At 74.0% G+C, this 14,315-nt stretch carries 12 protein-coding genes; 9 read left to right on the top strand and 3 right to left on the bottom strand.

Features of this window, described 5'->3' with window-relative positions:
• Positions 1-10 precede the first annotated feature (10 nt).
• Positions 11-1,231, bottom strand: a complete 1,221-nt coding sequence (locus tag LUZ64_RS33685; RefSeq protein ID WP_095584749.1) for an FAD-dependent oxidoreductase — start codon at positions 1,229-1,231, stop codon at positions 11-13.
• 139 nt (positions 1,232-1,370) lie between these two features.
• A complete protein-coding gene (locus LUZ64_RS33680; RefSeq protein ID WP_308251796.1) occupies positions 1,371-1,808 on the bottom strand; it encodes a YidB family protein in 438 nt (145 codons plus the stop codon).
• 341 nt (positions 1,809-2,149) lie between these two features.
• On the opposite strand from LUZ64_RS33680, the gene LUZ64_RS33675 reads away from it, so the two are divergent.
• The 9 genes from LUZ64_RS33675 (at position 2,150) to LUZ64_RS33635 (ending at position 13,795) form a co-directional block, all read left to right on the top strand.
• Positions 2,150-2,887, top strand: coding sequence for a helix-turn-helix domain-containing protein (locus LUZ64_RS33675; protein WP_095584747.1), 738 nt, complete (start codon positions 2,150-2,152; stop codon positions 2,885-2,887).
• Between the two features lie 69 nt (positions 2,888-2,956).
• Positions 2,957-4,411: a CoA transferase gene (locus LUZ64_RS33670; RefSeq protein WP_095584746.1), complete on the top strand. Its 1,455-nt coding sequence runs from the start codon at positions 2,957-2,959 to the stop codon at positions 4,409-4,411.
• 84 nt (positions 4,412-4,495) lie between these two features.
• Positions 4,496-5,689 carry a CaiB/BaiF CoA transferase family protein gene (locus tag LUZ64_RS33665; protein ID WP_095584745.1) on the top strand — a complete coding sequence of 398 codons (1,194 nt, stop codon included), beginning with the start codon at positions 4,496-4,498 and terminating at the stop codon, positions 5,687-5,689.
• Between the two features lie 84 nt (positions 5,690-5,773).
• A complete protein-coding gene (locus LUZ64_RS33660) occupies positions 5,774-6,961 on the top strand; it encodes an acyl-CoA dehydrogenase family protein (protein ID WP_095584744.1) in 1,188 nt (395 codons plus the stop codon).
• A complete protein-coding gene (locus LUZ64_RS33655) occupies positions 6,961-8,028 on the top strand; it encodes an acyl-CoA dehydrogenase family protein (protein ID WP_232399026.1) in 1,068 nt (355 codons plus the stop codon). The genes LUZ64_RS33660 and LUZ64_RS33655 overlap by 1 nt, the downstream gene beginning before the upstream one ends.
• 274 nt (positions 8,029-8,302) lie before the next feature.
• Positions 8,303-9,115: an NmrA family NAD(P)-binding protein gene (locus LUZ64_RS33650; protein ID WP_095583303.1), complete on the top strand. Its 813-nt coding sequence runs from the start codon at positions 8,303-8,305 to the stop codon at positions 9,113-9,115.
• Positions 9,116-9,519: 404 nt separating this feature from the next.
• Complete coding sequence (locus tag LUZ64_RS33645) at positions 9,520-10,254, top strand: class I SAM-dependent methyltransferase (RefSeq protein ID WP_170116860.1); 735 nt, start codon at positions 9,520-9,522, stop codon at positions 10,252-10,254.
• A 9-nt stretch (positions 10,255-10,263) separates the two neighbouring features.
• Positions 10,264-12,207 carry an N-methyl-L-tryptophan oxidase gene (gene solA / locus LUZ64_RS37660; RefSeq protein ID WP_095583305.1) on the top strand — a complete coding sequence of 648 codons (1,944 nt, stop codon included), beginning with the start codon at positions 10,264-10,266 and terminating at the stop codon, positions 12,205-12,207.
• 49 nt (positions 12,208-12,256) lie between these two features.
• Positions 12,257-13,795 (top strand): class I adenylate-forming enzyme family protein, encoded by a 1,539-nt coding sequence (locus LUZ64_RS33635; RefSeq protein WP_095583306.1) that lies wholly within the window; start codon positions 12,257-12,259, stop codon positions 13,793-13,795.
• 43 nt (positions 13,796-13,838) lie between these two features.
• Here the strand turns inward: LUZ64_RS33635 and LUZ64_RS33630 are convergent, their stop codons facing one another.
• Positions 13,839-14,276, bottom strand: a complete 438-nt coding sequence (locus tag LUZ64_RS33630; RefSeq protein WP_095583307.1) for a hypothetical protein — start codon at positions 14,274-14,276, stop codon at positions 13,839-13,841.
• Positions 14,277-14,315 lie beyond the last annotated feature (39 nt).

Raw genomic sequence — 14,315 nt, 5'->3', positions numbered from 1 at the left:
CACCGCCGTCTCAGCCGCGCGCGAAGGCGGGCGCGCGCTCGGGCCGTATGCCGACACCGCCGAGGTAGGCGGTCACGCCCCGCAGCGGCGGCACCCCGCGCAGGAGCCGCAGCGGCACCGGCAGCCCGCCGTCACCGAGGGTGCCGTCGAGCGCCTGCCGCAGGAGCGCGTGCTCGCTCAGCTGGGACTTCTGGACCAGGGCGGTGGGCAGGGCGCGCCGCTTCTGCACGCGCGCCAGGTCCAGGGCGGTCACGGAGCCGCGCCGCAGCGGCCCGGCGAGGAGCCTGGCCGCCGCGACGGCGTCCTGCACCGCGAGGTTGACGCCCACTCCCCCGACGGGCGACATGGTGTGGGCGGCGTCCCCGACGCACAGCAGGCCGTCGCGGTACCAGCGCCGCAGCCGGCCCATCGTCACACGGAGCAGCGCGACGTCGTCCCAGGAGCCGATCGTGCTCGTGACCTCGTCGCCCCAGCCGCACAGGGCGCCGAGGCGGTCCCGGAACCACTGGATGTCGTGGCGGCGCAGTTCCTCGTCGGTGCCCTTCCTGATGAGGTACGAGGTCTGGTGGTAGTCGCCCCTGTCCATCGTCACGGCCGCCTGGCCGTCACCGAAGCGGGCGAGGACCCGGCCGTCCGCGAGGCTGCCGCGCGGCGCGTCCACCCGCACCTGCCAGACGTCCATGGGGACGTCGAAGGAGTCCTGCCGCAGGCCCGCCTCCCCGCGGACCGCCGAGTGCCGGCCGTCGCAGCCGACCGTGAGGTCCGCCGCGAGCTCTCCGCGGGTGCCGTCCTCGGTGACGTACCGCACTCCGGTGACGCGTCCGCCCTCGGTGAGCAGCCCGGTGACCGCCGTGCACCGGCGCAGGGTGAAGGACGGTTCGGCCTCGGCGGCGGACGCCAGCAGGCCGAGGAAGTCCGACTGCGGGACCATGGCGATGTACTTGTGCGCGCCGGGGATGCGCCGGAAGTCGGCCATGACGACGGTGGTGTCGCCGATCCGCATGCGCATCTCCTCCAGCTTGGGGAAGGGGATCTCCGCGAACCGGGTGCCGAGGCCGAGCTCGTCCAGCAGCCGCAGGGTCGACGGGTGGACGGTGTCCCCCCGGAAGTCCCGCAGGAAGTCCCGGTGCTTCTCCAGGACGGTGACCTCGACGCCCGCCCGGGCCAGCAGCAGTCCGAGCATCATGCCCGCCGGTCCGCCGCCCACGACACAGCACGTGGTGCGTTCCATCGTTCCGCCTCCCCATTTCCCATCCATGTCTGACCGATCGGTCAGCAATCTAACCGATCGGTCAGGCGAGGGGACGGCGGGGGTGGCGACCCGTCAGAAGCCTGCGGGCGGGAAGGGGGACACCGGTCCCGGTCCGCGGCTACCCCCGGCCGAGGAGGTCCTCCAGGGAGCCCTGCGGCACCTGGCCCTGCGGGGTGAGCTTGTCGACCGCCTCGGGGAGGACGCGGGCGATCTCGTCGGCGGCCTGTTCGGGGGACACTCCGGCCTGCTGGGCGACATGATCCAGCGTCTGAGTGGGGAGCGCCTGCGCGACCTCCGGGCCGCTGACGTCCTCGTTCTTCCCCGTGCCCACCCAGGTGTCGGCCTTCTCGCCGAGACCGCCGTCGCGGAGCTGGTTGAGGAGGCCCGCGAGGGGATTGCCGCCCCCGTCGCTGCCGAGCGTTCCGAGGAGGGCGGCGAGGAGGTTCGCGCCGCCCCCGCCCCCGCCCGCGCTTCCGCCGCCGAGCAGCCCGCCCAGCAGACTTCCCAGGTCGTTACCCGCCATGTCTCCTGCCTTTCCTGGAAGCGGGCCGGGCACGGCGGCGTACACGCTCCCACCGCCGTCACCCGGCCGGTGACTCCCCACACGCCTACCCCCGGCGGGCCCGCCCGGCTCGGCGGCCGTGGCATGTTCACCCGGACACGTACCGAGCCGCGGGCGCCCGCTCGAGGCTTCGCCACCACCCTCCGCCGCCGCGACGGGCACCGCCCGGGCCACCGGCTCACCCGGGCCGGCGAATCCCGGGCACCTCCGCTACCGGGCTTGTGACGTCCACGGGGCCGGGGACGGCTTGCTCGACGGGGTGGTACGGGAAAGGATCGACGGGCCGTGTCGGCGCTGGTGGCCGACGGCGTACGAGAAGGACAAGGTGGGGCGGGATGAGCGAGCACGGCCGACGGCGGCGTCACCGTACGGTGGACCGGATCGCGTGGATCCTGGAGGCCGTCGCGCGGGAGCCGGCCGGGGTGACCGTGGCCGAGTTGGCGCGGACGGTCGGGGCGCCGGCGAGCTCGGTGCAGGACCTGGTGGGCGGTCTTGCCGCGACCGGCTTCCTGCTGGAACAACACGGGCGCTTCAGGCTCGGGCCCGCCCCGCATGTCCTCAACCTCATCGCGGGCCGGGTCGTCCCGCGGATCAGTCAGGCCGAGCTGGACGAACTGAGCCGCGTCGCGGGTACCCCGGTGCTGCTCACGGTACGGGTGGGGCTCGACGCCGTGCACCTGGCGCGAGGCGGCGAGGACGAGATGCCCCGCCTCCTGCCGCTCGCCGACGAGCACATGGCCCGGCCGCTGCTGCGCACCGCCGCGGGCCGGCTGCTGCTGGCCTTCACCGACGAGGCGGAGCGCCGCGGGCTGCTCGCCGAGCTCGCCCGCCATGACCCCGAGGCGGTCGCGGAGTTCCGCCGTGCTCTTCCGGCGATCCGCGCGTCGCGCGTCAGCCGCAGCGAGGGTCTGGCCGATCCCGAGGTCAGCGCGCTCGCGATCCCGGTCACCGACGGCCCCGTCGTCACGGGCGCCCTCGTTCTGACGCACCGGCGTCGCGGCCGCTCGGAGCGGCTGCGCCTGGACCGGGCGGCGGCCCGGCTGCTCGCGCACATCCAGGAGAGGCGGATGTGACATCCGCATCGATTCACGGATATCCGTGAATCCGGGCGCTCGTGCGGTGCCGGGAACGAGCATCCCGGCATGACTTCGCACACGCTCACCACGACCGGGACGACCTCGCCGAGCTCGCCGACCTCGGTCGGCGAGATGCTCTCCCGGCTGCTGCACACCCTCGGCGACCCTGATCCGGCCCGGGGAGCCGAGGACATCACCGTCGTCGGGGCCGGTCCCCTGGTGCCCTCGGTGCACCGCCTCGCCGACGCCATGTCCGCCGCGATCGGTGTCTTCGGGCGGCAGACGGCGGCGGTCGGCGAACAGCGCGGTCACCCGCACCAGAGGGTTCGGGTGCGGGCCGGGGCCGCGATCGACCAGCTCATGGCCACGTATCACACGACGCTCTCGGGACGCCCGATCGGCGCTCTCCTCGACGATCCGACGCTGCTCGGCAACAACGACTTCTACCGGGCGCGTGACGGCCGGTGGATCTTCCTCATCACCACCTATCCGCATCTGCGGGACGCGGTCTGCTCCGTGCTCGGGCGCGGGCCCGACAAGGTGGGGATCGCGCGGGCCACGGCCGACTGGGACGCCTTCACGCTGGAGGAGGCCGTCTGCGCGCGGGGTGGCGTCGCCTGCGTCGCGCGCACCCGCGACGAGTGGCTCGCGCACCCCGCCGGGCGGTACGTGGCCCAGCGTCCGGTCGTCGAGATCGAACGCGTCGGTGACGGACCGGTCCGGCCGCTGGAGCCGATCGGTGAGGCCGACGAGGCGCTCACGGGCGTACGGGTGCTCGATCTCACCCATGTCATCGCGGGTCCCGTCGCGGCGCGGCTCCTCGCCCAGTTCGGCGCCGACGTGCTGCACCTGTCGCGCCCCGACCGCCCCGACCCGATCCCGATGATCGCGATGACCGGTGGCGGCAAGCGCAACGCCTACTGCGACCTGCGTGACGATCACGACCGTGCGGCCTTCCACGAAGCGCTCCAGGACGCGGACGTCTTCGTGCACGCCTACCGGGGACTCGCCCGGCACGGGGCACGGACCGAGGAACTCGTCCGGCGCCGCCCCGGACTCATCACCCTCGAATACCACGCCTGGGGCGCCGAAGGCCCCTGGGCCGAACGCGGCGGTTTCGACCAACTCGCCTGTTCGGCAACGGGATTCGCCGTCGAGGAGTGGACCGACCGACCGTCGCTGCCGCCGACGTACCTGCTCAATGACTACCTCGCCGCCTACCTCGGGGCCGCCGCCGTGGCAACGGTCCTGCGCAGGCGTGCCACCGACGGCGGCTCCTGGCGGATCCGTGTGACCTTGGCCGGGGTCTGCCACTGGGTACGGGAACTCGGGCTGCTCGCACGGGAGGACGTACTCGATCTGCCCCGGCCCGGGCGCACGCCGTTCGCCGCGCTGTCGACCGCCGAGACCGACTTCGGCCCGCTCACCGAGCCGGCGACACCGTTCACGTACAGCGGGCGCACGGTCCCACAGGCCGGCCGACGTTCCCCGCTCGGGTCCGCCGCGCTCCAGTGGCGCTAGACCACTTCTCCGGGACCCGCCACTGCCGCGATCCACGCACCTCCGTTCGCCCGCCCCACCCGATGCCCCAGGAGGCACCGCACAATGCCCGAGAAGCCGAGCGGCCCGTCCGGTCGCGGACTCCTCGCCGGAGTCCGCGTCATCGAACTGGCCGGCGTGATCATGGCCCCGTACGCCGCCAGGGAACTCGGTGACCTGGGCGCGGACGTGATCAAGGTCGAGCCGCCCACGGGCGACATGACGCGCCACTACCCACCGCGCCGCCACCCCGGCATGGGCGGCCCGGCACTCAACCTGAACCGCAACAAGCGCAGCGCCGCCATCGACCTCAAGGCCCCGCACGGCCGCGACGCGCTGCTCGCCCTGCTGGGCACCGCCGACGTCTTCATCACCAACCTGCGCCCGCAGGCCCTGGAGAGGCTCCGCCTCGGCTACGACGAGGTCGCGGCCGTCAACCCCGGCCTGATCTACGCCAATGCCCAGGGCTTCCGCAGCGACAGCCGTTACGGCACGCACGCCGCCTACGACGACATCATCCAGGCGGCCAGCGGCCTGGTCTGGCTCAACCACCAGGTCTCCGGCCAACCGCACTACGTTCCCACCGTCCTCGCCGACAAGATCTGCGGCATGCAGATCGCCCAGTCGGTACTGGCCGCGCTGCACTACCGGGAGCACGGCGGCACCGGACAGCACATCGAGGTCCCGATGGCCGACACCATGCTCGCCTTCAACCTGGTCGAGCACCTGGGAGCGGCCGCCCTGGAGGCCGACGGAGCCTTCGGCTCGGCCCGCTCGCTCAGCCCGCGGCGCCGAGCCCTGCGCACCGCCGACGGCTGGATGTGCATCCTGCCGCACAGCGACCGCAACTGGCGGGACTTCACCGCCTTCGTGGGCCGCCCCGAACTGGCCGCCGACCCGCGTTTCTCCACCGGCCCCGACCGGGCCCGCAACGCCGACGCGTTCTATCCGCTGCTCGCGGGGCTGACGCCGCGGCACACCAGCGCCGAGTGGCAGGCGTTCTGCGACGGGGCGGGCATCGCCGCCGCCCCCGTGCTCGACCTGGCCTCGGCCGCCACCACCGCCTACGCCCAAGAGGGCGGCCTGCTGTACGAGGCCGAACACCCCACCGAGGGCCGCTACCGGGTCATCGGCCGCCCGGTGCGCTACTCGGCCGATCCGGAGCCGGAGCTGCGGCCCTGCCCGGGCATCGGCCAGCACACCGACGAGGTGCTCCGCGAAGCCGGCTTCGACCCTTCCCTGCTGCACACCACGGGCTGACCGATTTCCGTGACGAAGCTCCGTAACGCAAGGAACCGCGAAGAAATGCATCAATCAATTCACCGACCCGGGAGCGAATGAGCCATGCCGCCTTCGACGCCTTCACCGACCTCGGCACTTTCACCGATCGCATTCCCCGACGTCGCCCTGCCCGAATCGGCCCGCCGGCTCCGCGCCGAGGTCCGCGCCTTCGTCGACGAGGAGCGTGCCCGCGGCACCGTCCTCGGCCGCCCCGACTCCTGGCTGGCCGGCTGGGACCCCGGCTTCAGCCGCCGCCTCGCCGAGCGCGGCTGGGTCGGCATGGCCCTGCCCACCGAGTACGGCGGCGCGGGCCGCGGCTTCCTGGAACGTTACGTGGTGATCGAGGAACTGCTCGCGGCCGGCGCCCCGGTCAGCGCCCACTGGGTCTCCGACCGGCAGGCAGGCCCGTCCGTCCTCCAGCACGGCACCGAGGAGCAGCGTCGCTTCTTTCTGCCGAGGATCGCCGCCGGGCGGTGCTTCTTCTCCATCGGGATGAGCGAGAAGAACAGCGGATCCGACCTCGCCTCGGTCGCCACCCGCGCCGAACGCACCGCCGACGGCTGGCGGTTGACGGGCACCAAGATGTGGACCGGCGGCGCCCACGTCAACGACTACGCCATCGTCCTGGCCCGCACCGACGACACCGAGGACAAGCACGCCGGGCTCAGCCAGTTCATCGTCGACCTGCGCGCGCCGGGCGTACGCATCGAGCCGATCCACCTGATGAGCGGCGAGCACCGCTTCAACGCCGTCCACCTGGAAGGCGTCGACGTCCCCGACGGCATGCTGCTCGGGGAGCGGGGCGGCGGCTGGCAGCAGGTCACCGGTGAACTCGCCTTCGAGCGAAGCGGCCCGGAACGCTACCTGTCCACCTTCCCCCTGCTGGTCTCCCTGCTCCGCGAACTCGAGCACGGCTCGGCCACGGCCGAACAGCTCACCCGGGTCGGCATCCTGACGGCCCGACTGCTCAGCATCCGCCGGCTGTCCCTCGGCGTGGCCGCGGCTCTGGACGCCGGGCACTCGCCCGACACCCAGGCCGCCCTGGTCAAGGACCTCGGCACCCGCCTGGAGGGCGCGCTGGTCGACACCGTCCGCGGCATCCTGCCGACCCCGGCGGACCCGCACGCCACCCCCGGCAGCCACCCCGAACTGCTCGCCTTCGCCCTGCTGCACAGCCCCGGCTACACCCTGCGCGGCGGCACCAACGAAATCCTTCGCGGCATCATCACCCGAGGTCTGGAGCAGCGCTGATGAACACCCGCACGATAGACACCGGCGCCCCCGTCATCTCCGCCGACGCCTACGACACCGCCGCCTTCCACGCCGCCGCGGACACCATCGCCGTCGTCGCCAACACCACCGCCCCCGACGCCGTGTCCCTCCCCTCCGAGGACGCCTCCACGGCCGAACTCCTCGCCGCCGCCCGGGAAGCGGGATTCCGCGCCGTCCCCGCCCCCCTCGCCGAGACCGCCCTGGTCGCCCGCCCCCTGCTGCGCCGCGCCGGCCTCCCCGTCCCGGACGGCCCGCTCAGCTACGCGATCGCCCCCGACCTCACGATCCGTTACGCCCACCCGGCCGCCTCCGCCGTCGGCTCGGCCGGTTCCTCCGGGGACGACGACACCCTGCGGGTCACCGGCACCCTGCGCCGTGTCCCCTGGGCTCGCACCGCCACCGCGGTGGTCGTGCTGGCCGCCGCCCCCTTCGGCCCTGCCCTGTTCACCCTCACCCCCGGCCAGGCCGTCCTCACCCCCGGCGGCAACCTCGCCGAGGAACCCCGCGACGACCTGCACCTCGCCACCCTTGAGATCCCCGCCTCCCGGGTCCGCCGGATCTCCCCCGAACTGCTCGACGAGGCCCGGCTCCGCGCGGCCCTGGCCCGCTCCGCCCTGATCGCCGGTGCTGCCGGACGCTGCGCCGATCTGACGGTCGCCCACACCACCGCCCGCACCCAGTTCGGTCGTCCGCTCAGCCGCTTCCAGGCCGTCAAGCAGGAAGAAGCGCGGCTGATCGAGGAGACCGCCTTGGTCCGCGCCGCCGTCGAGGCCGCCGCCGTGCCGCTCGACACCGGCGGGACGGCCGCACACGTCGCCATCGCCGCCGCGAAGACCCAGGCCTCCGCCTCGGCCGCCGAGATCGCCCGCATCGCCCACCAACTCCACGGCGCCATCGGCATCACGCGGCTCAGCCCGCTCCACCTCGCCACCACCCGTCTGTGGTCCTGGCGCGACGAAGACGGTGACGAAACCTACTGGGCGCGCCGCCTGGCCCGCCCCCTCACCGCCACCACCCTCTGGCCCACCCTCACCACCACACCCTGACCCCTCGCCCCCACACCCCGCCTCGCCGCCGACCGGCCGAGACCGGCCGGCGGCCCAGCGGCTCTCCCCCGGCTCGGGGTGGTGTCACCGGGTTCGGAGGCATCGAGAGACCGCTGATCCGTGCGTAACCACCCCACTCCTTTTCACGGGAAGTACCGAAGGGCCCGGGCGCTCCCCTCGGACGGCCCGGCGCCGGCCGCGGCCGGACGATCTCCTATGCACCCCGTCCTCTCACCCATGGAGTCACGTCCCGCCCGCCGGTTGACTGGGTGTCATGACAGAGATCCTCGTACTCGGCGCCTCCGGCAAGACCGGCAGCCGCGTCCTCACCCGCCTCACCTCCCTCGGCCACTCCGTCCGGGCCGCCTCGCGCTCCGGCGCCACCCGCTTCGACTGGGCGGACCGCACCACCTGGGCCCCGGCCCTCGCCGGCGTGGAGGCCGTGTACATCGTCCCGACCGAGACGCTCGGCCTGCCCGAGCGGGCGGACTTCGTGGCGGCAGCCAAGGAGGCGGGCGTCCGGCGGCTCGTCCAGCTGTCGGTGCGCGGCATCGACGAGGGCGGGGTGCCGCCGACCGAGGCGGCGGTCCGAGAGTCGGGGCTGGAGTGGACGATCCTGCGCCCGTGCTGGTTCGCGCAGAACTTCGCGGCGGCGGACTTCTTCCTGCCCGAGGTCCTGGCGGGCGAGGTGTCGACGCCGGCGGGCGACGGCCGCGAGCCGTTCATCGACGCCGAGGACATCGCCGACGTCGCGGTGGCGGCGCTCACCGCCGACGGCCACGACGGGCGGACCTACGAGCTGTCGGGGCCGGAGACGCTCTCGTTCGCGGAGGCGCTGGCCCTGATCGGCGAGGCGGCGGGCCGTGACGTCCGCCACCGGCACGTCCCACCGGCCGTCTACGTCGAGAACCTCACCGGCGCGGGCATCCCGCGGGACGACGCCGAGGCGGTCGCGGGCTTCCTCGCCGGCATCGGCGAGGGAGCCGACGACTTCCTGAGCGACGGCGTCCGGCAGGCCCTGGGCAGGGAGCCGCGCTCCTTCCGGGATTACGTGCGGGCGACGGCGGCGACGGGCGTCTGGTCGTAGCCGACCGGTGTCGGCCGGGGACACGGATTCGCAGATGCGACGCGTCCGACGAGCACCGGCGGGAAGCCGCCGGTGCTTCCCGGGGTTCCCGGCACGGCGTCGGCGCGCGCCCCGTCATCGCCCGGTGGTGCACTGCCGCCCCGATGATGAACTCGGGTGTACGTCAACACCCATCGGGGGTGAAAAAGGTCGGTGTGGGGCACGGGTGCGCGCCGGAGCACGCGGGAGGGAGAAACCGTTTCAGCAGAGACTGCCGTTCACGCTTTCGGATTAGTTCGCACAGGGGAAGGGTTGCGCCCAGGGTGCCCGGGAAGCCTGTGACCGGTTCGCCCGGCCGGGGAGGGGCTTCGTCGGCAGGCGGCGACGGCGGCGCCGTCGCACATGCCTCGAGGAAGGCGCGACACATGAGGCATCCGTGCAGTTGTTCCTGCGAGAACCCGTCGGGGGCCGGTCAGCCCCTGGACGGACAGGCCCTGAGGGAGCGCGGGGCCCGTGGTGAGCTACTGGTGGAGCGCGAGGGCCGCCTTCCCGAACCGACCAGCCTGCGGTGGTGGCTCCGGGAGTCCGGTGCCACCGCGCCGGCCGACCTCCGCGCCCTGGACATGATCGAGGAAGGCCCGGTGCTCGACATCGGGTGCTCCACCGGCCGGCACCTGGAACACCTCATGGCCCGCGGGATCGACGCCGAAGGCATCGACCTGCTGGAGGCCGCGGTGGAACAGGCGGTGCTCCACGGCTGCCGGGTACGGCTCGCCGACCTGTGGACCTTCCGGCCCACCCGCGCCTACCGGCATCTGCTGCTGATGGGGAACAACACCGGCCTCGCAGGGCGGCTCGCGCTGCTCCCGGCGCTGCTCGACCGGCTGGCGGGCCTGCTGGCCCCGGGAGGCAGCGTGCTGATGTCGGGGAGGGACGGACGCGGCCTGGACGACTGGACGGCCGGCGGGGACCGCCCCTACCCGGGCGACCGCCGCATCCGGCACCTGTACGCCGGGCAGGCGGGCCCCTGGTTCCCCTGGCTCGACCTGGACCCGGACACGCTGGCGGCGCGCGCCGCGGACAGAGGGTTCGAGACCCACGTCGAAGCGGGCGCGGACGGCCGGTTCCTGGCCACGCTGCGCGCGCGGCCGCAGGAGTGAGGAGTTCCGGTGGAGACGTACGACGTCGTGGTCGTCGGCCTGGGCGCGGCGGGGAGCAGCACGGTGCGTGCCCTGGCGGCGGCCGGGATGCGCGTCCTGGGCCTGGAGCGGTTCGGCCCCGCGCACGCCCGCGGGTCGAGCCACGGGGGCACGCGCATCGTGCGCCGTGCCTACGCGGAAGGAGCCGCGTTCGTGCCCCTGCTGCTCCGCGCCCACGAGTTGTGGGAGGAGCTCTCCCGGACCACCGGGCGTGCCGTGTGGCGGCGCACCGGTGTGCTGATCACGGGCCGGGAGGACAGTGAGGCGGTGGTGCGCACCGCCGAGTGCGCGCGCCGGTTCGCGCTGGAGCACCACATGCTGGACGCCGACGGCATCCGGCGGCTGTCCGTTCCCGGTGCCTGGGTGCCGGACGAGGCGGTGGCCTGTTACGACCCGACGGCGGGTCTCGTCCACCCGGAGGAGGCCCTGCTCCTGCACCACCGGCTGGCACGGGGCGACGGGGCCCGGCTCCGGTTCCACGAGCCGATGGTGCGGTTCGCCGCCGGACGCTCGGGGCTGACGGTGGAGACCCCGCGGGCCCGCTACGCGGCGGGGCACCTGGTGCTCTGCCCCGGTTCATGGAGCGAGCTGCTGCTGCCCGGGGTGTCCGTGCCCGTACAGGCGCGGCGGCAGGTCCAGCACTGGTTCGAGCTGCGTCCCGACACTGCCCACCACTTCGCGCCGGACCGCTTCCCCGTGCACATCTGGCAGGCCCCCGGCATCTTCTTCGCCATGCCTGCCGTCGACGGCCCGGCCGGCGGCGTCAAGTGCAGCCAGGAGGCTGACCCGCCCCCGTGCGACCCGGACGCCGTGGACCGGCGGGTGCGGCGGGACGAGATCGAGCGGTCGGCGGCCGAGCTGCGCCGCTATCTTCCCGGGCGGACGGGCCGCTGGATGCGGAGCACGGTGTGCACGTATCCGCGCACGCCCGACAACCACTTCGTCCTGGGCCGGGCGCCGGGCCATGAGGCGGTCACCCTCGTCACGGGGCTGGGCGGCCACGGCTTCAAGTTCATGCCCGTGTTCGGGGAGATCGTCCTCGGCCTGCTGACCGGCGGGGGCCGTTTCACGGCGGAGGAGCTGCGGCCCTTCGCGCCGGACCGGGTGTACGAGTCCGCCGGCGCTCGGGAAGAGGCACGGACACCGGCTCCGGCCGGTGCGGCGGGCGGCCGACGGGCGCGGACCGGCCGGCCGGTCCCCGCGGGCTGGAGCGCCGCCGAACGCCGCGTCTGGCGGGATCTGGAGCGCGGTCCCGAGGTCGGGCGTTCCGACATCCCCGAGCGGTGCGACCCGTCACTCGACGGTCTGCGGGTCCCGCTGCCCACCGCACCCACCGGTTCGGCGGTCACCGAGGTGCTGAGGCGACGCCGCTCCCGGCGTGACATGACCGGCCCGCTGCCGCTCTCCGCCCTCGCCGATGTGCTCACGGGCCTGTTCCGCGGCCCCAAGGAGACGACGCCGACCAGCCCGACGTGCGGCGGCACCGGCAGCCTCACCCCGTACCTGCTGGCCAACGACGTCACCGGGCTCGCGCCAGGGCTCTACGCCTGCGCCGACGGCAGCGAGCTGATCGGCCATCCCGTCCCGCCGGCCTGGCGGCGGTCCGTGAACGACCGTGTCAACGGCTACCTGCGGCGCGATCCGGCCGCCGGCCCTCCCCCGGTCGTCCTGCTGTGGCGGGCCGACTGGGTGCGGATCATGGCCCGTTACCCCGGGGGCGGGCTGCTGGCCGTCTTCTGGGACGCCGGAGCAGCCGTGCAGAGCGCCTATCTGCTGGCCGAGGAACGGGGCCTGGCGGGCTGCGCCTGCGCGGGCCTGCCCCGCACGGACGAGATCAGGGAGCTCGGCTGGGACCCGGACGCATACGCGTTCGCGGCGGCCTTCGCCCTGGGCCGACGACAGCCACGATCATGACGAACCGCCGGCTCGCCCCCGGGATGTCACGGATCAGGAAGGCACAGGTATGAGTCGGCTTCTCCACGGCATCGTCTCCGGCCTACGGCGCGCCCCGGACAGCGAGGCCCTGGTACAGGGGCACCGCCGTCTCACCCACGGTGAAGTGCTCGACATGGTGCACCGCTTCGCCCACGTGCTCGCCCGGACGGGCGTCGGCCCGGGCAGGACCGTGGCGGCCCTGGACCTCATCTCCCCCGAGGCGGTGGCCCTGCGCCTGGCGGTGCAGCTGCTCGGCGCCTGCTACGCCCCGCTCTCGACCAGGGTCCCCGCCCCGGCGCTGGTCGCGCTGGCCCGGACGGTCGGAACGACGGACCTCGTCTTCGCCCCCGCTTTCGGCGAGAACGCCGAGGCCGTGCTGGGCGCCCTGGACCCGCGGCACGTGCTGTCCCTCGGGCCGGCCGGCCACGGACGGGACCTGCTCGCCGCGGCCGCCCTCGCACCGGCCCGGGCCGTCCCGCCCGGCGGCCGGGAGACCGACCCCGCGCTGATCATGTGCACCAGCGGCTCCACCGGCCTCCCCAAAGCACCGGTCCACACCTTCGCGGGCCTGGCCGCGCAACGGCGGATGGACGGGTGGCTGCGCCGCGACGTTCCCGGCGGCCCCGCCCGGCGGTTCCTCCATCACGCCAGGGACATGCTCTCCCCGGAGGTCGAGCATGTGATCTGGACGCTGGCCGCGGGAGGTTCGGCGGTCCTGCTCGGCGATGTGGGCCCCTCGCGGGTGAGCGAGGCGCTCGAACGGGAGCGCATCACGCATCTGTACTGCATGCCCCGGCTGCTGGAGGAGCTCGCGGCGGAGACCGGCGCGGCCCGCTGTCCGCATCTGCGCCAGGTGGAGTACGGGAGCGCGCCGGCCGACCGCGCCATCATCGAGGAGGCCCTGGACCGCTTCGGCCCGCGGCTCGTCCAGGTCTACGCCTCCAGCGAGGCGGCGTACGTCACGGCCCTGGGCACGGAAGAGCACACCGCCGGTCCGCTGGGGTCGGTGGGCAGGCCCCTCCCCGGGGTCACGGTCCGCGTCGGCGACGGCTCGGCGGGCACGGACGGCACCGGTGACGACGGGGACGTCTGGGTCCGCTCCCCCGCCGCGGCGACGGAGTACCGGGGCAACCCGGCGCTGACGGCGTCGTCCTTCAGGGAGGGCTGGTTCCGCATGGGCGACCGTGGCCGCGTCGACTCCGCCGGGTACCTGCGTCTCACCGGCCGCGAGAGCAACAAAATCATCGTGGCCAGCGGGTTGTGCGTCTACGCCCACGACGTCGAGGCCGTCCTCGCCTCGCACCCCGGTGTGCACCAGGCCTCCGTCTTCGGCGTCCCCGACGCGCGCCTCCACGAGACGGTCCACGCGGCCGTCGTACGCGCCGAAGGCTCGGCTGTCGGCGCGCACGAGCTCGCGGACTTCGTCCGGAACACCGCGGGCGAGCGGTACACACCGAGCAGCATCCGCTTCCTGCGCGAACTGCCACGGACCCGCAAGGGCCAGCCGGACCGCGTCGCTCTCCGGGACGCCGCGCGGCGGGCGGATCCGCCCGCGGCCGACGGCTGAGGGGTGGAACCCGCACACTGCCGGCCGGCGACCAGCCACACGGCTAGGGCTCCCGGGCCCCCTCCGGCGGCCCGCCCGCGTCCTCGCCCGGAGGCACGTGGACGTGCTGCGGCACGGGCGGGTAGCCGTTGAAGCCCACCAGGGTGCTGGTCGAGCAGTAGGCGCCCGTCGACCAGATCACGGCCCGGTCGCCCGGGGCCAGGGCCGGCGGTGCCTGGTAGACGCCGTCGGTGGTGAAGGTGTCGAGCGAGTCGCAGGTCGGGCCGCACAGGGTGACGGGCCGGGTGGCGACGCCTTCCGGGTGGCCGGGGAAGGTGACGCGGTATTCGATGCCGCCGAGATTGTCCAGGAGACCGGCGTTCCACAGCCCGGCGTCGAGGACGACATAGGTACCGCAGGGGCGCTCGACGACGGCCTTCGCCGAGCCGGACCGCCTCGCCTTCTTCGCAGCCGAAGCGGCCGACGAGGGGCTGGGCGGCACCGGTGGTGTATTCGTGCGCGACGCGGACGAACACCGTTG

It is taken from the genome of Streptomyces albireticuli (assembly GCF_021228125.1).
Lineage (GTDB): Bacteria > Actinomycetota > Actinomycetes > Streptomycetales > Streptomycetaceae > Streptomyces > Streptomyces albireticuli.
The sequence above is the reverse complement of the archived record's forward strand: the minus strand, read 5'-3'. Positions and strand labels throughout refer to the sequence as shown.